Consider the following 23,183-nt stretch of genomic DNA (forward strand, 5'->3'; position numbering starts at 1 on the left):
AGATATCGCTCCGTGCTTTTCCGCGCAAGCCCGGCCTCAGGTCACGCGACGCGGCGGCGTCAGGCGGCCGAGCAGAATGCCGATCATGTCCAGCCCCTGCCGGGCACCAAGATGATAGGTCGGCAGGTGATCGAGGGTCTGGCGACGAACCTTCGAAGCCCGGTAGAACGGCTCGCCGGAAAGAGCACGGGCGGCCGACATCTTTTCCAGCAGGGCGCTGACCGCCTCGACGTCCTCTGCCGGCATGGCATGTGCCGGCAGGGCCTGACCACGGGCGAACATGCGCGCCCAGTAGGTACAGCCGAGGAAGATGGCGAGCGTCTGGCGTACATGGCCGGGCTTGGTGACGATCGACCAGGACGTGCCGATCGGTCGAGCCGCCTGGGCAAGATCGCGGTAGGCGAGATCGAGCTGGCGGGAGCGTTCCATCAGATCATTGCCGGATGCGCCAGCGCGGGCCGATTCGAGGAGCTGGCCCAACTGGTCGTACCAGCGGCCGATCGCTCCCTCCAGCGTCTCGCGCGTGCGGGCAGGAAACACGACGAAGGCGACGGCCGTGCCGGCCACGGCGCCAATCAGCGTCTCCTCGACACGCAGCAGCAGAAGCTCGGTCGTCAGCGAGCCGATCAGTCCATAGATCACGCAGATGACGATGGAGACGAAGAAGGTCATCACCGCATAGGAGGCCTGCAGGGCATAGAAGGCGCAGAAAATGCCAAGCCCGGCCACCGCGACGCTTGCCACCATATCGCCCTTGATCAGTGAGGCCAGACAGAGGCCGGCGGCAATGCCGAGCACGGTGCCGATGGAGCGCTGCAGGGCGCGAATGGCGGTATCGCCCCGCGACTTGGTATTGGTGAAGACGAGAAAGGCCGTCAGCACCGCCCAGAACCAGCGTTCGCGCGACAGCATCAGGCCGAACACCATGGCGATGCCGGAGGCCACCGTGATCTGCAGGGCGGCGCGTACCAGCGGGTTCTTCAGCGAAAAGTCCGGCCGTGCACCGGAGCGATCCGGCGTATGGGGCGCCAGCGTTCGGAACTGGTCGTGCATACCCTCGGCAATCACGCCGGCAAAGCGGGTGCGGATGCGATGCAGAAGCGTGAACGCATTGATCGTTTCGCGCAGGTGCTTGTCGGGCGTCTCGTCGCGCAGTTCGCTCCAGTGGCTGACCGCCTCGTCCTTGCCCTCCAGCACCGCATGCACAAGACCGAAGGGAGCGGTGTTGTAGACGCTGAGCACGACGGCACTTTCGGTCGCCAGATGCAGGTCGAAGATGGCGGTGGCGATCTCCATCACGCCGGCATCGCTTTCGTCCAGCATGCCATCGGCATTGCGTGGCAGAAGCCCCTCCGCCATCAGCGAGACTTCCTTCAGTCGTTCCTGGAGCTGTACCAGTTCCGCGCGGTCCTCATCCGTCGTCACATGCTCGCGGGCAAGAAGCGCCAGACGGACGAGGATATCGTTGGCGCGGCCCTGCATCGCAATCAGCGCCTGCAGCAGGTCCCGGCCCCTATTGTCCGGCAGCAGGAGGCTGCGCACACCATGCGACACCAGCGCCGCCACAACAAGCGCAAAGGCTGCTCCCGGCAACTGGTCATAGGTGGGGTTCAGATAGGCACTGATGAAATAGGACGTGAAGGCAAACATGCCGATGGCAAAGCCGCGCGGTCCGTAGACCCTGGCCAGGCTTGCAAACAGCACGATCAGCAGGAAAGTGATATCGGAGAGATAGCGGTGCTGCTCCAGCGCAATCGCGCTCGACATGCTGGCCAGCGCTGCGAGGGCGCCGAGCGCGCGGGTCAGCAACTGGCCACGTGGCGTGGCATCGCGCACGGCAACACCGCCCTCGATCGAGAGAATGATCGCCAGACCAAAGGCAATCGGCGGCAACGCCATCCCATTGAGATGCACCAGCACCAGAACACCGACGGACAGAGCAATCGACAGCGTGACGCGCGCACCCATGCGGGCCCGCGACAGGGCGGGGTCTACCGAGTGAATCCAGTCGATGAGCTTGGGTTTGGATGCCATTCCGGGAGCGCCTTGGTCACGTCTGCAGCTTCACGAGGGACGGCCTCGCGGTGCGGCGAAACCGTTTGGCGCTGTCACTCGCCCTTGGCAAGATCCTGCATTTCCGAAAACACCGAATCCCGCTCCCCCTCGCTGACACGGTGGATATCATCGATCACGAAACGCCCGCCTTCGGTGATGACATCGAAATCCACCTCATTGACGGAATCCTTGATGTCGGCCTGATCGATGCAGGTCCACAGCTTGAAGGTGACCTTGACGGATGTCACCGCGCCGTTCGGCTGGCCAGGTGCAATGGTGATGTTCTGCAGCGGGCAGCCATCCTGAGAATCCGTCACCACGTCATAGCCGAAGGGATCGCCGGGCTGGTTGTTTTCGGTCTCGTAGGCCGGGTGTTTGGCGGCCTCCTTATAGGCTGTCTGAAAGCGCTTGCTGAACAGCTTTGCCAGTGGCTCCGGATCGAAGATGAACTTCCAGCCCGCATCCACGCTTTCCCAGTTGGCCTTGGTCATGTCCATCACCTGACGCACCGGATCAGTGGCATCGGCGGCGCTGGCAAACGTGGCAAAGGAAGCGAAAAGCAAAGCGAGCGGCACGGTCCGCATGGCGGCAATAATCCCTGTCTGGAAACGTTGCGGGAGATTATCCCCCTCAATCGATTTGGCAATGGCAATTGTTCTGGCAGTGCTTTGCGTTCCGGCTCTGCGGTGCTATAGCGCACGAGACTTCTGTCCACCTAAGCCGGGGCGGCAAGCCCCGTTCATTGAAGAGGCTGATACATGAACAAGATCAAGGTTGCCAACCCGGTCGTCGATCTCGACGGCGACGAGATGACCCGCATCATCTGGCAGTTCATCAAGGAAAAGCTGATCCTGCCCTATCTTGATCTTCAGATCGAATATTACGACCTCTCGGTGGAAAACCGCGATGCCACCAATGACCAGGTGACGGTCGACGCCGCCCACGCCATCAAGAAGCACGGCGTCGGCATCAAGTGCGCAACGATCACCCCGGACGAAGCCCGCGTCAAGGAATTCAACCTCAAGGAAATGTGGAAGAGCCCGAACGGCACGATCCGCAACATCCTCGGCGGTGTGATCTTCCGCGAGCCGATCATCTGCAAGAACGTGCCGCGTCTGGTTCCGGGCTGGACCAAGCCGATCGTTGTCGGCCGTCACGCCTTCGGCGACCAGTACAAGGCAACCGATTTCAAGTTCCCCGGCAAGGGCAAGCTGACGATCAAGTTCGTCGGTGAAGACGGCGAAGTGATCGAGAAGGAAGTCTACAACGCACCGGGCGCCGGCGTGGCGCTTGCCATGTACAACCTCGACGAATCCATCCGCGAATTCGCCCGCGCGTCGATGATGTACGGCCTGATGCGCAAGTGGCCGGTCTACCTGTCCACGAAGAACACCATCCTCAAGGCCTATGACGGCCGCTTCAAGGACATCTTCGAAGAAGTCTACCAGACCGAATTCAAGGCGAAGTTCGACGAGATCGGCATCGTCTACGAACACCGCCTGATCGACGACATGGTCGCGTCCGCCCTCAAGTGGTCCGGCGGCTACGTCTGGGCCTGCAAGAACTACGACGGCGACGTCCAGTCCGATACGGTTGCTCAAGGGTTCGGCTCGCTCGGCCTGATGACCTCGGTTCTTCTGTCGCCCGATGGCCGCACGGTGGAAGCCGAAGCCGCCCACGGCACCGTGACGCGCCACTATCGCCAGCACCAGAAGGGTCAGGAAACCTCGACCAACTCGATCGCCTCGATCTTCGCCTGGACCCGTGGCCTTGCCCACCGTGCCAAGCTCGACGACAATGCCGAACTCGCAAAATTTGCGACGACGCTCGAAAAGGTCTGCATCGATACCGTCGAAGCCGGCTTCATGACCAAGGATCTGGCGCTCCTCATCGGTCCGGATCAGCCGTGGCTCTCCACCACCGCCTTCCTCGACAAGGTGGACGAGAACCTGCGCGCCGCCATGGCCGCCTGATCTCACCGATCCCGAGACAGACGAACCCGGTCGCCTCGCGGCCGGGTTTTTCTTTGTCCACACGGGCTTGTCATCCGGCCGTCATCACGGCACAATAAGAACATAAGAAGAACAAATACCGGAGGAGCCTCATGTCACCGTTGACACTTTATACCCACCCCATGTCGCGCGGCCGCATTGCCCGCTGGATGCTGGAGGAAGTCGGCCAGCCCTATGATGTACGTCTCTTGGCCTACGGGCCGGACATGAAAAGCGCGGACTATCGGGCGATCAATCCGATGGGCAAGGTCCCGGCCCTTCGCCACGGAGACCTCGTGGTGACCGAATGCGCCGGCATTATCGCCTATCTGGCGGACACGTTCCATGACGCGGGCCTCCATCCGCAGACGGATGCAGAACGGGCTGCCTACTATCGCTGGATGTTCTTCGCCGCCGGACCGCTGGAAACCGCGGTCAGCAACCGCGCGCTCGGCTTCGTGGTGCCGGAAGAAAAGCAGCGCATGGTCGGCTACGGCTCCTATGATCTTGTTCTCGACACTCTGGAACAGGCGCTGTCCGCCACCACCTATGTCGCTGGCGAGCGCTTCACCGGCGCGGACGTCTATCTCGGCGCGCATCTGATGTGGGGCATGCAGTTCGGTAGCATCGAGAAACGCGCTGCGTTCGAGGCCTATGTTGCGCGCATTGAATCACGCCCGGCTCACCTGCGCGCCACCGAACTCGATGACGCGCTTGCAGCAGAACTCGCGCCCGCCGCAAAGGGCTGACACACAGGCCTGCCTCCGAAAGACAGGAACACCTCCATGAAGTTCGGCTATTCCATCGCCTATGTTCCCGACGTGGCCAAGTCGCTTGCCTTTTTCGGCGATGCCTTCGGCTTCTCCACCCGCTTCCTGCACGACAGCGGCACCTATGGCGAGCTGGAGAGCGGTGAAACCACGCTGGCCTTTGCGGCAGAGGCGCTGGGCGAGGCCAATTTTCCAGGTGGCCATGTCTCGGCCCACGCATCCCCGCAGCCGCTCGGCATGGAAATCGCGCTCGTCACCGAGGATGTCGCCGCCGCACATGCCCGGGCCATCGCCTGCGGGGCCCGTGAACTGTCGCCACCCGCGGAAAAGCCCTGGGGACAGGTGGTTTCCTACCTGCGCTGCCCGGACGGTCTGCTGGTTGAACTCTGCACGCCGATGGCCGGTTGACGCCGGCAGAAACACGCTTAGTCAGGCAGGCGCCTTTGATATTGGACCAGCGGGCGGCTCATGATATTGAGCCGCCCATGACAAAGATTTCCTCCACACCCGTTCACGTCATCGGCGGCGGCCTTGCCGGCTCCGAAGCCGCCTGGCAGCTGGCCGAGGCCGGCATCCCCGTCATCCTGCATGAAATGCGCGGTGTCCGCGGCACGGATGCGCACAAGACCGACGGCCTTGCCGAGCTGGTCTGTTCCAATTCCTTCCGTTCCGACGATGCCACCGCCAATGCGGTCGGCGTCATCCATGCGGAAATGCGCCTTGCCGGCTCGCTGATCATGGCCTGTGCCGACCGCCACCAGGTGCCGGCCGGCGGGGCGCTCGCCGTCGACCGCGACGGCTTTTCCGACGCCGTCACACAGGCGCTGTCGCAGCATCCCCGCATCACCGTGGTGCGTGAGGAAGTGCAGGGTCTGCCGCCGAAGGAGTGGGGCCTTTCGATTGTCGCGACCGGTCCGCTGACCTCCGCCTCGCTTGCGTCCGCGATCCAGGCGGAAACCGGCGAGGATGCGCTCGCCTTCTTCGATGCGATCGCGCCGATCGTTCACCGCGAGTCGATCGACATGTCGATCTGCTGGTACCAGTCGCGCTATGACAAGGTCGGCCCCGGCGGCACGGGCAAGGATTACATCAACTGCCCGCTCGACAAGAACCAGTATGACGCCTTCGTCGATGCCCTGATTGCCGGGGACACCGTCGGCTTCAAGGAATGGGAAGGCACGCCCTATTTCGATGGCTGCCTGCCGATCGAGGTGATGGCGGAGCGCGGCCGCGAGACGCTGCGCCACGGGCCCATGAAGCCGATGGGCCTCACCAATGCCCATAACCCGACCGTCAAGGCCTATGCCGTCGTCCAGCTTCGGCAAGACAATGCGCTTGGCACGCTCTACAACATGGTCGGCTTCCAGACGAAGCTGAAATATGGCGCGCAGGCGGAGATCTTCCGGATGATTCCCGGCCTGCAGAATGCCGAATTCGCAAGGCTCGGCGGCCTGCATCGCAACACCTACATCCATTCGCCGACGCTGCTCGACCAGAGCCTGACGCTGAAATCGCGCCCCGGCCTGCGCTTTGCCGGCCAGATCACCGGCTGCGAGGGCTATGTGGAAAGTGCGGCGATCGGACTGCTGGCCGGTCGTTTCGCGGCTGCCGAGGCGAGAGGCGAGGCCCCCAGCCTGCCGCCGGCCACCACGGCACTCGGCGCGCTCCTCAACCATATCACCGGCGGCCATCTGGTCTCGGACGACGAGCCCGGCAAGCGCTCCTTCCAGCCGATGAACGTCAATTTCGGCCTGTTTCCGGAGCTGGAGCCCGGCTCCATCGTCAAGCCGGAGGGCGTCAAACGCTTCCGCGGCAAGGACAAGACGGTGATGAAGCGCCAGCTTCTTGCCCGCCGCGCGCTGACCGACTGCGCGACGTGGCTGGGCGTCCCGGCGCCCGTGTTTGCGGAGGCCTCAGAGGCTGCCGCCTTGACCGCGGACGCCGTCTAACGGCATCTGCTCGCGGGTCACATAGTTGCCGAGCAACCAGAGCGACACCTCGGCCGCCTCGGCGGCGGTCGAGAATACGAAGCTGCCACTCTGCGTGGGTGCGTCGAGAAAGTCGATCGCGAGGCCGCGCCCGTTCGACATCGGCGTCACGCGCGAACGGTCAGGCTGGATCAGATGGCAGGCATAGTGCGAGCCGCCATTGCGCATGATGCCGGCCTTGTTGTCGTAGAGGCGCACGAAGATGGTGTTGCCATCCTCGGTCTCATGCAGGCTGCGGATCGCTTCCGTCGGATAGGCACGCCCGAATTCGAGAATGGCGAGTCCCGGATCATGTCGATCCAGTTCCTCGCGCTCCCGCGCCATGGATGTGGTGTAATAGGCGGTCAGAATGACCAGTCCGAAAATGATTGCCCAGACGACCAGACTCACACCGAATTCTCCCCTGCAGACGGCACCGCTCACCGCCCCTGCCCTGTAGCGGCCGAGGCTTGCCCGAACGTGACCGCCAGACGGAACCGGGCTCCGCAAGCTGGCCGGCAGGACAGTGGAGGCGTGCCATCACTTGAGGACGGACGTATTGGAGGACGGACGTATTGCCGGCCCCGGCCACCTGCAGGCATCAAAAACGTTTCAGCGCCATCATTTTGAGCATGGAGAGCTGGCGACGCCATTGCGGCGACTGCAGCTTGCCGTCCAGCGCATCCTGCGGGCGCCGTGCGGCCTGCTTCAGAACCGGCGCGGCGATCGCGACCGGCAGGAAGGCCGGAACCAGTACGGAAGGCATGCCTGACCTGGCCGCCTTGCCGAGGTGCTCCAGCCCGAGCGCGGCAAGCGCGCCAACCGAATGCGCCACATTCCCATTCAGCGCGTCATCCAGGAAACCGTCACGGTCGAGGCCGGTGGCAGAGAGGATATCCTGCGGCACATAGACCTGGCCACGGCGGCGGTGCTGCGGCATCAGCAGAAGAAGGCCGGCAACGGCCTGCGCGACGCCGGCATGACCGGCTGTTTCCGCCTGCTGCATGGCGGCCGGGGCATCGAGCACCAGACCGGCCAGTTGAATCAGGGCGGAGGCGGTTTCACCCGCATACCCCTCCAGCGCATTGCGGTCCGGCATCGGATCGTCATAAAGATCGAAGATGCGGGCCTCGATCATGTCGGTCAGGCTCTGACGCGGCAGGCGATGACGCTCCACCGTCTCCATCAGCGCAACAGCCAGCGGATTGCCGCCTGTATCGCCGCTCGCCTGGCCGAAAAGGAGATCGCGCCACCATTGCAGCCGGATCTCGCCAGCCAGCGGCTGCTGCACCACGTCGCGAACCCGGGCGATTTCGGCATTGAAGGCGTAAAGTGCCGCAAGCGCTCCCCGCTTGTCCTCCGGCGAAAGGAGGCAGGCCAGATAGCGGTCGCGGTCCGTCTCGCGCAGCGTCGAGAGGCAGATGTCCCAGTGGTCGCCGGCACCAGCCGTCACGGCCTTCCCTCCACGCAAATTCGGTTCAGACGGCGATGAGCGCCGCAGCCACGGGCCGCGATTCGCCGAGCATGATGTTGTACGTGCGGATGGCCGCCCCGGTTCCCATCGAGTCCGAGGAAATTCCGCGCGCCCGGAACGCCGCCTTCAGCGGTGCCGGCAACGGGCGCAGATCGCGGCCCGTGCCCACAAGCAGAAACTCGACGCCCTCAGCGTGCAACACGCGCGAAAATGCATCCACCGTCAGCGGATCGCCCTCAGCCATCTCCCAGGCATAGATGCCCACGGGCAGGCAGATCAGAGAGCCGCGATGCGACATGTCCGCGAAACGAAAGCCGCCATTGCCATAGGCATCGATCGGCGCGCGTCCGGGGAAATGCGCATCGGGACCGGGCAGTTCCACCATCGATCAGACCTTCGCGCCGCTGACGTCGGAGGCCTTCTTGCCCCCCTTGGCGGCGGATGCATCCCCGCTTTCGGGGCGCATGTTGAAGGCGATCAGGATCGGCGCGGCGATGTAGATCGAGGAGAATGTGGCAACGACGACGCCCGCGATCATGGCGAAGGTGAAGGACTGGATCACCTCGCCGCCGAACAGATAGAGCGCGATGAGGGCGAGCAGTGTCGTCACCATGGTCAGGATCGTGCGCGACATGGTTTCGTTGATCGACATGTCGATCAGGTCGGCCAGCGGCATCTTCTTGAACTTGCGCATGTTTTCGCGCAGGCGGTCATAGACGACAACCGTATCGTTCAGCGAGTAGCCGACGACGGTCAAGATCGCCGCGATGCTGGTCAGGTTGAACTCGATGCCGGAGACCACGAAGATGCCGAGCGTCAGGATCACGTCATGGATCGTGGCGAGGATTGCACCGACGGCAAACTGCCATTCGAAGCGGAACCAGATATAGACCAGGATGCCGATGAGCGCGCCGAGAACACCGATCGTGGCGGTCTGGCTGAGTTCGCCAGAGACGGCCGGACCGACCACTTCCACGCGACGGAACTCGTAATCCTTCTCCAGCGCGTCACGCACCTTGGCAAGTGCTGTCTGTTCCGCCGTCTCGCCACCGCCCTGGGCCGCGATACGCACGAGAACGCTGTTGGCCTCGCCGAAATTCTGTGCCTGCACCTCGCCAAGGCCGAGACCATCGAGACGGCTGCGCAGATCGGCGAGGTTGGCATCGCCCTCTTTGGCGCGCAGTTCGATGACCGAGCCGCCCTTGAAGTCGACGCCGAGGTTCATGCCGCCGACACCGAAACCGACGATGGAACCGAGAACGAGGATACCGGAAATCGTGAAGGTCCAGCGGCGGATGCCCATGAACTTCACGCCGTTGAAGTCGAAGATTCCGGTGCGGATGCCCTTCGGCAGATGCTTGGGACGGCGCAGCTTGATCCACTCGGCAAACAGCCAGTTGGTCAGGGTATAGGCCGTGAAGATCGTGGTGGCGATACCGATCGCATGGGTGACGGCAAAGCCGCGCACAGGGCCGGTGCCGAGATAGAAGAGAACGACGGCAGCAATCAGCGCCGTCACGTTCGCATCGACGATGGTGCCGAAGGCGCGGTTGAAACCGAGATCGATCGACTGGATCAGCGAGCGTCCGCTCTTGGCCTCTTCGCGGATGCGCTCATAGATCAGAACGTTGGAGTCAACGGCCATACCGATGGTGAGAACGATGCCGGCAATACCCGGAAGCGTCAGCGTCGATCCGAGCACGGTCAGGATCGCGATGGTCATCAGGATGTTGACCGTGAGCGCGATGATCGCCAGCACGCCGAAGAAGCCGTAGAACACCAGCATGAAGACGATGACGAGCAGCGAGGCGACGATGCCGGCAATCACGCCGGCACGGATCGAGTCCGCACCGAGGCTCGGGCCGACGGTGCGTTCTTCCACCACCGTCAGCGTGGCCGGCAGCGCGCCGGCGCGCAGAAGCACGGCAAGGTCGTTGGCGCTCTGGACCGTGAAGTTGCCGGAAATCTGACCCAAACCACCGACGATCGGTTCGCGGATGACCGGCGCGGAAATGACCTTGTCATCGAGCACGATCGCAAACGGACGGCCGACATTCTGCTGGGTCGCCTGCGCGAAACGCTGGGCGCCGCGGGAATCGAAGCGGAAGGTGACGACAGGCTCGTTGGTCTGCTGATTGAAGCTTGCCTGCGCATCGACCAGGTTCTCACCCGAGATCAGGGCCTGCTTCTCCACGAGATAGGGCGTGGTCGGATCGGAGGCACCATAGAGGACCTGCGAAGCGGCCGGCGGGCGGCCATTGACCGCCTCCTGCGGCGACATGCTGGTATCCACCATGTGGAAGGTCAGCTTGGCCGTCTTGTTGAGGAGGTTCTTCAGACGCTGCGGATCGTTGAGGCCCGGCACCTGAACGGCAATGCGGTCATTGCCCTGGCGGGTAATCAGCGGCTCGGTATTGCCGAGCTCATCAACGCGCCGACGCACGACCTCGGTCGACTGGCTGAGAGCCGAGGACATGCGGTAATTGATCCCCTCATCGGTCAGCGTCAGACGCAGGAGACCCGTTTCCGGCTCATCGAGGCTCGCTTCGCGCAGCGTGGTGCCCATGACCGTGCCAGTGCTGATCGGCTGTACCAGTTCGTTCAGCGCCTTGCGGGCGGCATCGACCTGGGCGGGATCGGTGATGCGAACCTGGATCTGCTGGCCGTTGCCAGTGAGGCCGGTATAGCGGACCCCCGCTTCGCGCAGACGCGTGCGAATATCGCCGATGGTGGTCTCGACACGCTCCTTGACGATCTCGGAGCGATCGATCTTGAGCATCATGTACGAGCCGCCCTGCAGGTCGAGACCGAGCGTCATCTTGTGATGCGGCAGGAAGGACGGATAGTTCTTCAGCTGCGCATCACTCAGCGCATTGGGCAATGCGATGATGATGCTGCCCAGCATGGAAAGCCAGATCAGGAACGTCTTCCAGCGCGGAAAATAGAGCATAGCGGTCTCGAATCGATGGGTGCGGGGCCAGCCGCTCTCGAGCGACTGGCCGAAAGGGATCAGGCGTTTTCGGTCTTGACCGGCTCACCCTTGACGCGGACTTCCGCGATGTAGGTGCGAATGGCGCGGATCTTCACGCCTTCGGCGATTTCCACTTCCAGTTCGTTGTCGTCGATGACCTTGGTGACCTTGCCGGAAATGCCGCCGCCCAGAACAACCTGGTCGCCGCGGCGGATGTTGGACAGGGTTTCCTGGCGCTTCTTCATCTGCTGGCGCTGCGGCCGGATCAGGAAGAAGTACCACACCACCATCAGCGGCGCGAAAAGGAAAAGCATTTCAAGGCCGGAGCCGAACGGAGAGGCGCCGGCGGCACCACCAGTGCTGGCCTGGGCGAATGCTTCAGTAATGAACATCGAGAACTCCCGGATAGACGGATACGGAGGCACCCCCCGCTTCAAGCCGCCGGAATATAGTCGCGATCGGGGTGAATGCAACAGAAACGGCGGCGGGGGCGTACCGAATTCAGGCCTCTTACCCTTTCAGCCTGGAAAACACCATGCTACCCGCAGCGAAAAGGCAGGAAACGGGCTTTTGCCGCGCCAAGGAGGAGATGATGTCCATGGAAGCAACCGCAGAACTGCTGATGGAAGTTCGCCGGCTGGCCGATGCGCTGGAGAGACTTGCGGGCCCGGCGCCGGCCGTGAACGACTGGAACGCCGCCGATTGCTTCGTCTGGGCACCCGCAAACCGCTATCTGCAACCGGTTGCACGACCGAACCGGGTTGCGCTGCGGCTCATTCGTGGCGTGGATCACGTGCGTGACATCCTGCACGAAAACACGCTTCGCTTTGCCGAAGGTTTCGAAGCCAACAACGTCCTGTTGTGGGGCGCGCGCGGCATGGGCAAGTCCTCGCTGGTAAAGGCTGTTCATGCCGATGTGAAGGCTTCTACCGGCGCCAGCCTGAAACTGGTCGAGGTGCACCGCGAGGATATTTCCACCCTGCCCGCGCTGCTTGATCTTCTGAAAGCGTCCGGCCACCGGGTCATCGTCTTTTGTGACGACCTCTCCTTCGACCATGACGATACCGCCTACAAGTCGCTGAAGGCGGCGCTCGATGGCGGGATCGAAGGCCGGCCGGACAACGTGCTGTTCTACGCCACCTCCAACCGTCGCCACCTGCTGCCGCGCCATATGCTCGAAAACGAGCAATCGACGGCGATCAACCCGTCGGAAGCCGTCGAGGAGAAGGTGTCACTCTCCGACCGCTTCGGCCTGTGGCTTGGTTTCCACAAGTGCAATCAGGATGATTATCTGGCGATGATCGACGGCTATGCCGACCATTTCGCTCTCGATCTCGACCGCGCACAACTGCATCATGAAGCGCTGGAATGGGCAACGACGCGCGGCGGCCGCTCCGGACGCGTCGCCTGGCAATATATCCAGGATCTGGCGGGACGCCTGCGCAAACCCCTGCCCCGCAGTTGAGCAGCGCGCCGTGGCAAGACAGGCCCAGCAGTAGCCATCGCCACAACGACGAAAGCCCGGACGATGCCGGGCTTTCTCGCATTCCCCATACGCACTACTATTCGAGGAACGTCATCGGGTTGACCGGGGTCGCATCCTTGCGCACTTCGAAATGCACCTGCGGACGCTTGGCGTCGCCGCTCATGCCGGACAGCGCCAGCGTCTGGCCACGCTGTACCTTCTGACCGCGCGACACGCTGATCGAGGCGGCATGACCGTAAACAGTCACCTTGCCATCGTCGTGGCGCACCAGAACCGTGTTGCCGAGCTGCTTCAGGCCATTGCCGGCATAGATGACGACGCCGTTTTCAGCAGCCTTGATCGGCGTGCCCTCGGGAACGGAAATGTCGATGCCGTCATTGCGGTTGCCGTCAACATTGGCGCCGAAGGCGGCGATAACGGCGCCCGTGGCAGGCCAGCGATACTTGCTGATGCCAGTCGATGAGGGAGCCGGCGTGCTGACATCGGATTTGCTTTCCACATCCGAGAGGCTCGCCGTCTGCGTGGTGGCGGGCTTTTCGGTCGCCTTGGCGGGTGTCTGTTCCGACGATGCAGCAACGGCCGGCTGCGCCTTCGCACCGGCTGCGGTGGCATGCGGCACCGAGGCTGTCTGAACGGCTTCGCCATGGGCACCTGCCACCTTCAGCGTCTGGCCAACCCGCAACTGGCCGTCAGCCAAGCTGTTATCGGCTTTCAGGCGATCGATCGGCGTGTTGGTGGCGCGGGCAATCTTGCTCAGCGTATCGCCGGGCTTGACGACATAGGAGCCCCCCTTCGGCGGAACGGGCTCACCACCGGAGGGCGGTGTCAGCTTGCCGGCCGAATCGGCCTGCGCCTTGTCCCGCGCGGCAGCGGCACCCGGCAGCACGGCGACCTTGTCGCCCTGCGGACGCAGCGGTGCGGGCGCATCGCCGCCATTGGCGAGATCGCCGGAGGCTGCAGCGGCCTTGGCCGCATTGGAACGGGCCGCATAGGTCGGGATGATCACATTCTGACCGGGCGTCAGCACCCCGCCATTGGCCTTCAGGATTTCCTTTTCCGGCACACCATAGCGCTGGGACAGGATCTTGGCATTTTCGCCCGGCCGCAGGTTGACGCGAGGCGCATTGGTCGTCGACCAGCCGGGACCGGTGGCGCCGGTTGCTGCACCATCATCGTTCGCCGCGGCCATACGGCGTGCGGCAATCGGCGAGGGAGAAGACGTGGCCGGCATCGGCTGCGCCATCGCTTCCTGACGGGCAGGCGCTTCGCCGAGCGGCGGAAGACTGGACTGACTGACGGCACCTGCCGGAGGCGCAAGCGCTGCCCGCTGGATGGGCGCGGCCGAACTGCGGGCCGGCGACACGCTGGCCGGCGCATAGCCACCCTGAGCCTGCTGCGGATAAGGCTGGCCGTAGCCGCCGCCACCCTGCGAATAGCCTTGAGAATCGCCGCCGACATCGCCGCTCGGAACCGGGGCTGTTCCGTAGGCGCCGGATCCCTGCCTCTGCGGGATCGAGGCTGTCGTCATATTATCGCTTCCGGGAAAGAGACCGGAGAAGCGAGTGGCGTCGGAACTGCATCCCGTTGCTGCACTCGCCAGAAAAGCCGCCACCGCCATCCGGGTGACCGACCTTCTCATCATTGACGAACTCTTCAAACGCATGACTCGACCCAACTGACACGACCTATTTCGTGATCCATTAAAGACCGTTAGTCTTACCGTTGGGTTAAGGCGCTGCCGCGCGCTTCATTTTTTTGGCAAATTGCTAACCATGACTCGTGATCAGCATCAGCGGCACGCTCACAGATGAACCGCGATGTGCGACACAAGCGGCAGATAGGGCGCCGGAAACAGATCCTCGCGCTCGAATCGGCTGCCAACCTTGGTCAGCCGAATCATCATGCAGCGATCCTCGCCCGTCATCAGCGGCGCAATCATCGAGCCGCCATGCACCAGTTGCTCGGCATAGAATCGCGGAATGGCGTCGAAGGCGGCGGTCACCAGAATGCGGTCGAAGGTCCCCTCCCCCTGCAGACCATTGCTGCCATCGGCCTGACGGATGATGACATTGCGCATGCCGAGCGCTTCAAGGCGTCCCTGCGCGGCCTTGACCAGGGTGCGAAACCGCTCCAGCGACAGCACCCGCTCGGCGATGCGGCCCATCACGGCGGCGGTAAAGCCGCTGCCAGTGCCGATGTCGAGCACCCGATGGCCGGGCTTCACATGCAACTGCGCAAGAAGACGCGCGGCGAGATCCGCGCCTTCCATGAACGATCCACATTCGATGGGAATGGTTCGGCTTGAATAGGCATCCGTGACGAATTGCGGGGGCACAAACTGGCTGCGCGGCGTCTGTTCGATCGCCGTCAGGAGGTCGAGATCGGTAACGCCCTGGGCCCGCAGACGAAGCACCAGGGCAGCAAACCCTTCCTTCTCGATCATGCCTGATTTCAAGCACCTGCTCCCAAGGCCTGTCCGACGGTCGCCAGCATGGCGTGATCCGTCAGGTCGAGCTTCAACGGGGTCACGGAAATCCGATTGTCGCGCAGGGCGTGGATATCGGTGCCGGGCGCAAACTGTCCGGTACGATTGCCGAAACGCAGCCAGAAATACGGATTGCCGCGCCCGTCCTGCCGCTCATCGACCACGATGCCAAAATCCGTCTTGCCCTGCGCCGTCACTGTCACCCCCGTCACCGCATCGGCGGTGCAGGGCGGGAAGTTGAGGTTCAGGAAGGTGCCCGCGGGCAGATCGAGCGCGATCAGCTTGCGGATCAGATCCGGTGCATGCACCTCTACCGTTGCCCAGGGCAGGCTGCGCTTGCCATCCTCGTACTGCACGGCCTGGCTCAGCGCCAGCGAACGGATACCCTGGATGGTGCCCTCGATGGCGCCCGCAATCGTACCGGAATAGGTCACGTCGTCGGCAATGTTGGAGCCTGCATTGATGCCCGACAGGATAAGGTCGGGCTTGCGATCCAGCACATGGCGGATGCCCATGATCACGCAGTCGGTCGGCGTGCCGCGCACCGCAAAATGCCGGTGGCCGACCTCGCGCAGGCGCAAGGGTTCCGACAGCGTCAGCGAATGGGCAAGACCGCTCTGATCGGTTTCCGGCGCAACGATCCACACATCGTCGGAGAGGGTGCGGGCGATGCGTTCGAGCACCGCCAGTCCCTCGGCATGAATGCCATCATCGTTGGTGAGCAGGATCCGCATTGTTCCCTCACGCGCTCCGTTCGATCTTCGTCAGACCTCCCATATAGGGCAGAAGCGCATCGGGGATGGTCACGGAACCGTCCTCGTTCAGATAATTTTCGAGAACGGCGATCAGGCAGCGACCGACGGCGGTGCCGGACCCGTTCAGCGTGTGCACGAAACGCGGCGCCTTCTCGTCCTTGACGCGGTAGCGCGCATTCATGCGCCGTGCCTGGAAATCGCCGCAGACCGAACAGGAGGAGATTTCGCGGTAGGTATTCTGCCCCGGCAGCCAGACCTCGAGGTCATAGGTCTTGCGGGCGCCGAATCCCATGTCGCCGGTGCAGAGCGTCATGGTGCGGAAATGCAGGCCGAGGCGCTTCAGCACCTCTTCCGCACAGGCCGTCATGCGTTCGTGTTCAGCAACCGAGCTTTCCGCGTCCGTGATGGAGACGAGTTCACACTTCCAGAACTGGTGCTGGCGCAGCATGCCGCGCGTATCGCGACCGGCGGAACCGGCTTCCGAGCGGAAGGACGGCGTCAGTGCGGTCAATCGCAGCGGCAGTTGCTCCTGCTCCAGGATCTCCTGGGAGACGAGATTGGTCAGCGTCACTTCCGCCGTCGGGATCAGCCAACGGCCGTCGGTGGTGCGGAACAGGTCTTCGGCGAACTTCGGAAGCTGCCCGGTGCCATACATGGCCTCGTCACGCACCATCAGCGGCGAGGATACTTCCGTATAGCCGTGTTCGGTGGTGTGCAGGTCGATCATGAACTGGCCAAGGGCGCGTTCCAGCTTTGCAAGCTGGCCCGTCAGCACCGTGAAGCGCGAGCCGGACAGCTTTGCCGCCCGGTCGAAATCCATCATGCCGAGCGCTTCGCCGATGTCGAAATGCTCCTTGGCCGGGTGGTTCCAGCGCGGCTTCTCACCGACAACGCGGGCGACGACATTGTCATGTTCGTCCTTGCCGACCGGCACGTCATCGAGCGGAATGTTCGGGATACGCGACAGAACGTCGTCCAGCGCGGCGATCGCCTCACGCTCCTTCTGTTCGAGGACCGGCATCTCGTCCTTGAGGCTCGCCACCTCGGCCTTCAGCTTTTCAGCAAGCTCCTGGTTCTTCTGCGCCATGGCGGCGCCGATCTCCTTGGAGGCGGCATTGCGGCGGGACTGCATGTCCTGAAGTGTCTGGATGACGGAGCGGCGCGTTTCATCCAGTGCAATGATGGCGTCGGCCTGCGGTTCTGCACCGCGCTTCTTCAGCGCCTCGTCGAGGGCCGCGGGGTTCTCACGTATCCACTTGATATCGAGCATCGTCGTTCCAGATCGCCTGCGGTTGAGGCCGAGAGGATGAGCCCGGCCGAAAAATCTTGCTCCGGCCGAGATATCCCGTTCTGCCGGAACGGATGCTACGCCTCGTCGGACGTGCTGACGGAGGATGAACTGGCGTCCTGGACGGCCGCAGTTTCACTCGCGCGCTTCTTTTCCACGAGTCGAGCGGCGTAGATGGAGACCTCGTAGAGAAGGATCGTCGGCAGTGCAAGACCGATCTGGGACATCGGATCCGGAGGGGTCAGCACGGCGGCCACGACGAAGGCCAGCACAATGGCGAACTTGCGCTTCTCCACCAGCCAGGTGCTGGTGAGCAGCCCGACGCGCGCAAGAAGCGTCGTCACGACGGGCAACTGGAACACCAGTCCAAAGGACATGACCAGCGTCATGATCAGCGACAGGTATTCCGACACCTTGGGCATCAGGGAGATCGCCACCTCGCCTTCACCGGGCTTCTGCTGCATGGCGAGGAAGAACCACATCACCATCGGCGTGAAGAAGAAATAGACCAGCGCAGCCCCGAGCAGGAACAGCACGGGAGACGCAATCAGGAACGGCAGGAAGGCGGCCCGCTCGTTCTTGTAGAGACCGGGCGCCACGAACTTGTAGAGCTGCGAGGCGATGATCGGGAAGGCGATGACCAGAGCGCCGAACATCGCCACCTTCACCTGCGTGAAGAAGAATTCCTGCGGTGCGGTGTAGATTAGTTCGGACTTCGCCACATCCAGACCGGCCCAGACGACGGCCCATTTGTAAGGAATGACCAGCAGATTGAAGAGCTGCTTGGCGAAGAAGAAGCACACCAGGAAGGCCACGAAGAACGCAGCCAGCGACCAGATGAGCCGCGTGCGCAGTTCCATCAGATGCTCGATGAGCGGCTGAGGCTTGTCGTCGATATCGCCGGTCATGCATTATCCTTGGGCGTGGCTGGCTTCTTGCGCGGACGCGGTGCGGGCTTGGCCGCATGAGCGGTTTCCGCAACCGGCGCGGTCGAAGCGGTTTCGGTCACGGCAGGCTTGGCAGTCCGCGTGCGACGGACCGCAGACTTTACTGCCGGCACCGGCTCGGCCACGACAGCGACCTCCACCTTCGGCTTGCGCGGGGCGCGCGGCTTCTTCACCGGTGCGGCAGATATCGGTTCCGATTGTGCAGGCGAAGAGGATGCCGCAGGTGCTGCAGGCGCCGCAGCTGCCGCAGTGATTGAAGACGGCGCAGAAGCAGCCCCCGATGACACGGAAGCGACAGAGGCGGTCGGCGTCGAAGCCTGCGCCGCGGCCGGCTGCGCAGGCGCAGGCGGCGCTGCAGCATGCACCGGAGCAACAGCCGGTGGCGTCTCCGGCAGCGAGAGCCCGGAGGTTGGCAACAGCGATTCGATTCCGGCAGCATTCTCTCCTGCCGCCTGCCCATCCGTCGCTTCGGCGGATGGCAGCGTCGTCGCCTTCTGGAGATCGTTGCGGATCTCGTTGCCCATCTCGCGCAGCGGATTGATCGCCTCGCGCAGCGCATTGGCCGGGTGGAAGCGCTGGGCGTCCGAAATCGTCTGGCGCAGATCGTCCATGTCGGCCTCGCGCAGGGCCTGGTCGAACTGCGTGCGGAAGTCACCCGCCATTTTTCGCAGATTGGCCGTCATTTTGCCGAAGGCACGCAACATCGGCGGCAGATCCTTCGGCCCGACGACAACGATCAAGACGACCGCGATGACTAAGAGTTCGGTCCAGCCGATGTCCAGCATGTATGACGCTCCTCGGGAGACGCGCCCCCACCGGGGCGCGGCACCGGATGCTTACTTGGTTTCTTCCGGCTTGTGGTCCACGGTCTTCGCCGTTGTCGCGGGCGGCGTCTCGTCCTCGTCAGCCATGCCCTTCTTGAAGCTCTTGATACCCTTGGCGACATCGCCCATCAGGTCTGGAATCTTGCCGCGCCCGAAGAAGATGAGCACGATGACCAGAACGATCAGCCAGTGCCAGATGCTAAAAGAACCCATGACTCCACTCCATGATTGCGCGTTCTTGCCGATGTAAGACGTTTAGTCCGCTTTTTCAAACACCAAAATATCGCCGTCCGAAACCTTTATGGTCACGTCTGTGAGACCATCCGCCAGCTGGTCGGCGCGAATGCGGGCCCTGAGCGGCTCATCCAGCCCGTCCACGGCAAGCGTGAGCAATTCCACGACGCCCAGGAAGCGGCGGGTCAGGATGCGGGCGCGGATGGGACCGGCCGATTCCGAGACCATGACCTGCGAGATGCGAACCGCCACATCCACAACCGTGCCATCCGCCAGACCGGACGCATCGCCCCGCCCGAGCGGCGTTGCCACAGCGCCGTGGCGCACCCTGCCCTGCAGACGGTTGATCTCGGAGAAGAAGCCCGCGGCAAACAGCGATTGCGGGCGGCGATAGAGATCCTGCGAACGGCCGAGCTGCACCAGACGGCCGTGGTTCAGAAGCGCGATCCGATCGCCCATGCGCATGGCCTCCTCCGCGTCATGCGTCACGACGATGGCCGTTGCGCGCGACTGGCGCAGCACATCCAGGGTGTCAGCGCGGATCGTATCCTTCAGGCGTGAGTCGAGGCCGCTGAAAGGCTCGTCCATCAGCAGAACGCCGGGGCGCGGGGCAAGCGCACGGGCAAGCGCCACACGCTGCTGTTCCCCGCCCGAAAGCGCATGCGGAAATTTGTCGGCATAGTGCGAGAGCCCTACCCGCTCCAGCGCCACCATGGCCTCGGCATGGGCAGCCTTCGCCGGCATCGCGGTGAGGCCGAAGCGGACATTGTCCAGGACGCTCAGATGCGGAAACAGCGCATAATCCTGGAACATCAGCCCGACGCCACGCTTTTCCGGCGGCACGAACAGATCGGGTCCGGCAACCACCCGACCGTCGATCAGCACGCGGCCAGAGGTCTGGGCCTCGATGCCGGCAGCAATCCGCAGCAGGGTCGTCTTGCCGGAACCGGACGGGCCGAGCAGGCACAGCACCTCGCCCGGACGCGCCTCCAGCGAAATGTCGCGGATCGTTTCCTTGCCGTGATAGCTGTGGCGGATGTTCTCGAAGGCGAGGCTGGCCGCAAATGTCACGCCGGCGGGACGGCGCGGGGATGTCGGCAGCCCTTCGGGCGCGATGTCGTTCATGAGCTTCTGGCCTTCGTCATGCCATGCTGGGAAAGATGCCGTTCTCTAAAGATGAACGTGCTATTCCTCTTCTCCACCACCGGGAGTCAAGAGGCCAAGCTCCTCAAGATCCAGCTGGGTGATCGGATCTTCCTCTTCGGACAACTCATCCGCCGACATCGGCACGGGAATGCGGAAGTCAGGCGGGATGCGGCCGGACAACAGTCCCGCTCCCTTCAATTCCTCCAGCCCCGGCAGGTCGCGGATTTCTTCGAGGCCGAAATGATCGAGAAAGCGGGGTGTCGTGCCGAGCGTGACCGGACGGCCGGGCGTGCGGCGACGGCCGCGAAAGCGCACCCAGCCCGCTTCCATCAGCACGTCCAGCGTGCCGCGTGAGGTCTGGACGCCGCGGATCTCCTCGATCTCGGCGCGCGTCACCGGCTGGTGGTAGGCTATGATTGCCAGCACCTCCAGCGCCGCTCTTGACAGCTTCCTGCTCTCGGTCTCGTCACGGCGGATGACGAAGGAGAGATCCGCTGCGGTGCGGAAAGCCCAGCGATCCTCGACGCGGACCAGATTGACACCCCGCCCGGCATACAGCTGTACCAGCCGCGCCATCACGGTCCGCACATCCGTTCCGCGTGGCAGGCGCTCCAACAGGAAGGCTTCGGACACAGGCTCCGCGGAGGCGAACACCAAAGCCTCGGCGATGCGCTCCGCCTCAAGATCCAGCGCCGTCCGCACAGGCTCCCGCTCCTCGGCGGGTGCATCCTCCTGCTCTTCGAAAACCTGCACGCCCCTCTCCTATTCGCCAGTCGCGCCGCCGGGGCGTCCCGGACCGCGACGCATGTAGATCGGCTGGAAGACCCCATCCTGCCGGATTTCCAGCTTGCCTTCCCGCACCAGCTCGAGCGAGGCGGCAAAGGCGCTCGCGGTTGCCGTTACCCGGTCACCCGGCGGCATGTAGTCGAGAAGATAGTGCTGCAGCGCCGTCCAGTCGCTGATCTCACCCAGCATGGTGGTCAGCAGCTCGCGCGCCTCCACCAGCGACCACACCTTACGCCGCTCGATGGTGACCTGCGTCACCGCCTGCCTCTGCCGCAGATTGGCATAGGCATGCAGGAGATCGTAGAGATTGGCCTCGAAGCTTGCGCCGTTGCGTTCGGGAATGTGCTCCGGCGCCCCGCGGGCAAACACGTCGCGGCCGAGCCGGTTGCGGTTGATCAGCCGCGTCGCCGCTTCGCGCATCGCTTCCAGGCGTTTCAGGCGGAAGGCCAGCGTCGCGGCCATTTCCTCGCCCGTCGGCCCGTCATCCTGCCGTGCCTGCTGCGGGATCAGCAGCTTGGATTTCAGATAGGCGAGCCAGGCCGCCATCACCAGATAATCGGCGGCGAGTTCGATGCGCACGCGGCGCGCGCTTTCGACGAACAGCAGATATTGTTCAGCCAGCGCCAGCACTGAAATACGCGCCAGATCCACCTTCTGCGTGCGGGCCAGATGCAGAAGAAGATCGAGCGGGCCTTCGAAGCCACCGACATCGATGACGAGCGCCGGCTCCGTCGAGCCGCGCGCATCGCTGTCCTGCCAGAGCCTGTCCATTGGAGTGGCAGACTGTGATATGTCACCGGCCATGTTCCGCCCCACCTTCGCCGACCGCACCGTCCGGGCACCGTCAGCACTTGCCGCCCGCGCGGCTCAGACTCCGCCGATCAGAGCCCGGAATTCGGCGCGCGCCGCGTCTTCGCTGGTGGCGTCGGGCGTCGGAAACGCCGCTTCCACGGCCTTTGCCCGCTCCAGCGATCTGCCCGACAGCACCGGTACCCGTTCCACCACAGCCTTCATTTCGTCCATCAGCCCGTTGCAATGCAAGACAATATCGCAGCCGCCTGCCAGAATGTCGGCCGCGCGCTCGCCGATCGTGCCCTTCAGCGCATTCATCGAGCTGTCGTCGGAGAGCAGCAGCCCATCGAAGCCGATATGGCCGCGAATGATCTCACTGATAACGATCGGCGAAGTGGTGGCAGGCCGCTCTGCATCGATCGCGGTGAAGAGAATATGCGCGCTCATGCCCATCAACTCGCTGCGGAGGGCACGGAAGGGCGCGAAATCCTGTGCCTCCAGCTCGACGCGGCTGGCGTGGACCACCGGCAGGTCGTGATGCGAATCGGCCATGGCGCGGCCGTGGCCGGGCATGTGCTTCATGACCGGCAGCATGCCGCCGGCCTTCAACCCTTCCGCTGCCGCCGTCCCGAGTGCGGTCACCATGGCAGGATCGCTGCCGTAGGAGCGGTTGCCGATTGCCTGCGTGGCGCCCTCGATCAGAACATCCAGCACCGGCAGGCAATCGATAGTGATGCCGAGCCTTGTCAGGTCGAAGGCATGCAGACGCGACATCAGCCAGGCAGCGCGAAGGCCGGCGCCGCGATCGGCAGCGTAAATCTCGCCGAGACGCGCGGCTGGCGGATAGGCCTCCACATGCGGCGGGCGAATGCGCTGCACGCGGCCGCCCTCCTGATCGATCAGCACCGGGGCATCCGGCCGGCCAACGCTGTCGCGAAGGTCCGCCACGAGATCGCGGATCTGCTGCGGCTCCCCGCAATTGCGGGCAAACAGGATGAAACCCCAGGGCCGCTCGTCGCGATAAAACGCCTTTTCATCGGCGCTCAGCGTCTGGCCGGCGCAGCCGAGGATCATCGCTTTGGACTGGGTGTTGGCTTGGTTCATGGCTCTATTGTTCCCCTCGACGGCTGACTGATGGCTGAGACACCTTCATCATCCACGCATTCTTGCTCAAGAAAAACGGGGCCCTGGTGCCCCGTTTTTCTTGAGCAA

General features: G+C 63.5%; 23 protein-coding genes. 5 read left to right on the forward strand and 18 right to left on the reverse strand.

Annotation, left to right across the window (positions count from 1 at the left end):
- Positions 1-36 precede the first annotated feature (36 nt).
- Together FNA46_RS04075 and FNA46_RS04080 are read right to left on the reverse strand one after the other, a co-directional pair.
- Positions 37-2,034 (reverse strand): FUSC family protein, encoded by a 1,998-nt coding sequence (locus FNA46_RS04075; protein WP_142881065.1) that lies wholly within the window; start codon positions 2,032-2,034, stop codon positions 37-39.
- A 74-nt stretch (positions 2,035-2,108) separates the two neighbouring features.
- A complete protein-coding gene (locus FNA46_RS04080) occupies positions 2,109-2,639 on the reverse strand; it encodes a hypothetical protein (RefSeq protein WP_142881066.1) in 531 nt (176 codons plus the stop codon).
- 174 nt (positions 2,640-2,813) lie between these two features.
- Between FNA46_RS04080 and FNA46_RS04085 the strand changes: the two genes are divergently transcribed.
- The 4 genes from FNA46_RS04085 (at position 2,814) to trmFO (ending at position 6,765) form a co-directional block, all read left to right on the forward strand.
- Positions 2,814-4,028 (forward strand): NADP-dependent isocitrate dehydrogenase, encoded by a 1,215-nt coding sequence (locus tag FNA46_RS04085; protein ID WP_142881067.1) that lies wholly within the window; start codon positions 2,814-2,816, stop codon positions 4,026-4,028.
- A gap of 131 nt (positions 4,029-4,159) precedes the next feature.
- Positions 4,160-4,795: a glutathione S-transferase family protein gene (locus tag FNA46_RS04090; RefSeq protein WP_142881068.1), complete on the forward strand. Its 636-nt coding sequence runs from the start codon at positions 4,160-4,162 to the stop codon at positions 4,793-4,795.
- 36 nt (positions 4,796-4,831) lie between these two features.
- Entirely contained in the window at positions 4,832-5,224 is a 393-nt protein-coding gene (locus FNA46_RS04095; RefSeq protein WP_142881069.1) for a VOC family protein, read from the forward strand.
- Positions 5,225-5,301: 77 nt separating this feature from the next.
- Positions 5,302-6,765, forward strand: coding sequence for a methylenetetrahydrofolate--tRNA-(uracil(54)-C(5))-methyltransferase (FADH(2)-oxidizing) TrmFO (gene trmFO, locus FNA46_RS04100; RefSeq protein ID WP_142881070.1), 1,464 nt, complete (start codon positions 5,302-5,304; stop codon positions 6,763-6,765).
- On the opposite strand, the gene FNA46_RS04105 is transcribed toward trmFO, so the two are convergent.
- From FNA46_RS04105 to yajC, 5 genes are all read right to left on the reverse strand, one after another.
- A complete protein-coding gene (locus FNA46_RS04105) occupies positions 6,730-7,194 on the reverse strand; it encodes a hypothetical protein (protein ID WP_142881071.1) in 465 nt (154 codons plus the stop codon). The two genes, trmFO and FNA46_RS04105, sit on opposite strands and share 36 nt — an antisense overlap.
- 190 nt (positions 7,195-7,384) lie before the next feature.
- Complete coding sequence (locus FNA46_RS04110) at positions 7,385-8,236, reverse strand: phytoene/squalene synthase family protein (RefSeq protein ID WP_142881072.1); 852 nt, start codon at positions 8,234-8,236, stop codon at positions 7,385-7,387.
- Positions 8,237-8,261: 25 nt separating this feature from the next.
- Positions 8,262-8,642 carry an Mth938-like domain-containing protein gene (locus FNA46_RS04115; RefSeq protein ID WP_142881073.1) on the reverse strand — a complete coding sequence of 127 codons (381 nt, stop codon included), beginning with the start codon at positions 8,640-8,642 and terminating at the stop codon, positions 8,262-8,264.
- A 3-nt stretch (positions 8,643-8,645) separates the two neighbouring features.
- Positions 8,646-11,207, reverse strand: coding sequence for a protein translocase subunit SecDF (secDF, locus tag FNA46_RS04120; RefSeq protein ID WP_142881074.1), 2,562 nt, complete (start codon positions 11,205-11,207; stop codon positions 8,646-8,648).
- Positions 11,208-11,266: 59 nt separating this feature from the next.
- Positions 11,267-11,620 (reverse strand): preprotein translocase subunit YajC, encoded by a 354-nt coding sequence (yajC, locus tag FNA46_RS04125; protein ID WP_142881075.1) that lies wholly within the window; start codon positions 11,618-11,620, stop codon positions 11,267-11,269.
- Positions 11,621-11,820: 200 nt separating this feature from the next.
- Here yajC and FNA46_RS04130 point away from each other — a divergent pair, with 200 nt between their 5' ends.
- Complete coding sequence (locus FNA46_RS04130; protein ID WP_142881076.1) at positions 11,821-12,693, forward strand: ATP-binding protein; 873 nt, start codon at positions 11,821-11,823, stop codon at positions 12,691-12,693.
- A 97-nt stretch (positions 12,694-12,790) separates the two neighbouring features.
- Here the strand turns inward: FNA46_RS04130 and FNA46_RS04135 are convergent, their stop codons facing one another.
- The 11 genes from FNA46_RS04135 to nagZ all read right to left on the reverse strand — a co-directional run bounded on the left by FNA46_RS04135 (position 12,791) and on the right by nagZ (position 23,045).
- Positions 12,791-14,332, reverse strand: coding sequence for a peptidoglycan DD-metalloendopeptidase family protein (locus FNA46_RS04135; protein WP_142881090.1), 1,542 nt, complete (start codon positions 14,330-14,332; stop codon positions 12,791-12,793).
- A 183-nt stretch (positions 14,333-14,515) separates the two neighbouring features.
- Entirely contained in the window at positions 14,516-15,157 is a 642-nt protein-coding gene (locus FNA46_RS04140) for a protein-L-isoaspartate(D-aspartate) O-methyltransferase (RefSeq protein WP_425468664.1), read from the reverse strand.
- 8 nt (positions 15,158-15,165) lie between these two features.
- Positions 15,166-15,933 (reverse strand): 5'/3'-nucleotidase SurE, encoded by a 768-nt coding sequence (gene surE, locus FNA46_RS04145; protein WP_142881078.1) that lies wholly within the window; start codon positions 15,931-15,933, stop codon positions 15,166-15,168.
- A gap of 7 nt (positions 15,934-15,940) precedes the next feature.
- Positions 15,941-17,224 (reverse strand): serine--tRNA ligase, encoded by a 1,284-nt coding sequence (serS, locus tag FNA46_RS04150; RefSeq protein ID WP_142881079.1) that lies wholly within the window; start codon positions 17,222-17,224, stop codon positions 15,941-15,943.
- Positions 17,225-17,319: 95 nt separating this feature from the next.
- Positions 17,320-18,150 carry a twin-arginine translocase subunit TatC gene (gene tatC, locus FNA46_RS04155; protein ID WP_142881080.1) on the reverse strand — a complete coding sequence of 277 codons (831 nt, stop codon included), beginning with the start codon at positions 18,148-18,150 and terminating at the stop codon, positions 17,320-17,322.
- Positions 18,147-18,974 carry a Sec-independent protein translocase protein TatB gene (tatB, locus tag FNA46_RS04160; protein WP_142881081.1) on the reverse strand — a complete coding sequence of 276 codons (828 nt, stop codon included), beginning with the start codon at positions 18,972-18,974 and terminating at the stop codon, positions 18,147-18,149. The genes tatC and tatB overlap by 4 nt, the downstream gene beginning before the upstream one ends.
- A gap of 51 nt (positions 18,975-19,025) precedes the next feature.
- On the reverse strand, positions 19,026-19,226 hold the full coding sequence (locus FNA46_RS04165) for a twin-arginine translocase TatA/TatE family subunit (protein WP_142881082.1): 201 nt from the start codon (positions 19,224-19,226) through the stop codon (positions 19,026-19,028).
- Between the two features lie 42 nt (positions 19,227-19,268).
- Complete coding sequence (locus tag FNA46_RS04170) at positions 19,269-20,372, reverse strand: ABC transporter ATP-binding protein (RefSeq protein WP_142881083.1); 1,104 nt, start codon at positions 20,370-20,372, stop codon at positions 19,269-19,271.
- A gap of 60 nt (positions 20,373-20,432) precedes the next feature.
- Positions 20,433-21,095, reverse strand: a complete 663-nt coding sequence (gene scpB, locus FNA46_RS04175; protein ID WP_244618057.1) for an SMC-Scp complex subunit ScpB — start codon at positions 21,093-21,095, stop codon at positions 20,433-20,435.
- Between the two features lie 60 nt (positions 21,096-21,155).
- Entirely contained in the window at positions 21,156-21,983 is an 828-nt protein-coding gene (locus FNA46_RS04180; protein WP_142881085.1) for a segregation and condensation protein A, read from the reverse strand.
- Between the two features lie 63 nt (positions 21,984-22,046).
- Complete coding sequence (nagZ, locus tag FNA46_RS04185; RefSeq protein WP_142881091.1) at positions 22,047-23,045, reverse strand: beta-N-acetylhexosaminidase; 999 nt, start codon at positions 23,043-23,045, stop codon at positions 22,047-22,049.
- Positions 23,046-23,183 lie beyond the last annotated feature (138 nt).

The sequence above is a fragment of the Affinirhizobium straminoryzae genome (assembly GCF_007004135.1).
GTDB lineage: Bacteria > Pseudomonadota > Alphaproteobacteria > Rhizobiales > Rhizobiaceae > Neorhizobium > Neorhizobium straminoryzae.

What these genes read in the sequence shown, in the direction of transcription:
- FNA46_RS04075 (WP_142881065.1), bottom strand. Translation starts at nt 2,034, where the DNA reads ATGGCATCCAAACCCAAGCTCATCGACTGGATTCACTCGGTAGACCCC.
- FNA46_RS04080 (WP_142881066.1), bottom strand. Translation starts at nt 2,639, where the DNA reads ATGCGGACCGTGCCGCTCGCTTTGCTTTTCGCTTCCTTTGCCACGTTT.
- FNA46_RS04085 (WP_142881067.1), top strand. Translation starts at nt 2,814, where the DNA reads ATGAACAAGATCAAGGTTGCCAACCCGGTCGTCGATCTCGACGGCGAC.
- FNA46_RS04090 (WP_142881068.1), top strand. Translation starts at nt 4,160, where the DNA reads ATGTCACCGTTGACACTTTATACCCACCCCATGTCGCGCGGCCGCATT.
- FNA46_RS04095 (WP_142881069.1), top strand. Translation starts at nt 4,832, where the DNA reads ATGAAGTTCGGCTATTCCATCGCCTATGTTCCCGACGTGGCCAAGTCG.
- trmFO (WP_142881070.1), top strand. Translation starts at nt 5,302, where the DNA reads ATGACAAAGATTTCCTCCACACCCGTTCACGTCATCGGCGGCGGCCTT.
- FNA46_RS04115 (WP_142881073.1), bottom strand. Translation starts at nt 8,642, where the DNA reads ATGGTGGAACTGCCCGGTCCCGATGCGCATTTCCCCGGACGCGCGCCG.
- secDF (WP_142881074.1), bottom strand. Translation starts at nt 11,207, where the DNA reads ATGCTCTATTTTCCGCGCTGGAAGACGTTCCTGATCTGGCTTTCCATG.
- yajC (WP_142881075.1), bottom strand. Translation starts at nt 11,620, where the DNA reads ATGTTCATTACTGAAGCATTCGCCCAGGCCAGCACTGGTGGTGCCGCC.
- FNA46_RS04130 (WP_142881076.1), top strand. Translation starts at nt 11,821, where the DNA reads ATGTCCATGGAAGCAACCGCAGAACTGCTGATGGAAGTTCGCCGGCTG.
- FNA46_RS04135 (WP_142881090.1), bottom strand. Translation starts at nt 14,332, where the DNA reads ATGGCGGTGGCGGCTTTTCTGGCGAGTGCAGCAACGGGATGCAGTTCC.
- FNA46_RS04140 (WP_425468664.1), bottom strand. Translation starts at nt 15,157, where the DNA reads ATGATCGAGAAGGAAGGGTTTGCTGCCCTGGTGCTTCGTCTGCGGGCC.
- surE (WP_142881078.1), bottom strand. Translation starts at nt 15,933, where the DNA reads ATGCGGATCCTGCTCACCAACGATGATGGCATTCATGCCGAGGGACTG.
- serS (WP_142881079.1), bottom strand. Translation starts at nt 17,224, where the DNA reads ATGCTCGATATCAAGTGGATACGTGAGAACCCCGCGGCCCTCGACGAG.
- tatC (WP_142881080.1), bottom strand. Translation starts at nt 18,150, where the DNA reads ATGACCGGCGATATCGACGACAAGCCTCAGCCGCTCATCGAGCATCTG.
- tatB (WP_142881081.1), bottom strand. Translation starts at nt 18,974, where the DNA reads ATGCTGGACATCGGCTGGACCGAACTCTTAGTCATCGCGGTCGTCTTG.
- FNA46_RS04165 (WP_142881082.1), bottom strand. Translation starts at nt 19,226, where the DNA reads ATGGGTTCTTTTAGCATCTGGCACTGGCTGATCGTTCTGGTCATCGTG.
- FNA46_RS04170 (WP_142881083.1), bottom strand. Translation starts at nt 20,372, where the DNA reads ATGAACGACATCGCGCCCGAAGGGCTGCCGACATCCCCGCGCCGTCCC.
- FNA46_RS04180 (WP_142881085.1), bottom strand. Translation starts at nt 21,983, where the DNA reads ATGGCCGGTGACATATCACAGTCTGCCACTCCAATGGACAGGCTCTGG.
- nagZ (WP_142881091.1), bottom strand. Translation starts at nt 23,045, where the DNA reads ATGATCCTCGGCTGCGCCGGCCAGACGCTGAGCGCCGATGAAAAGGCG.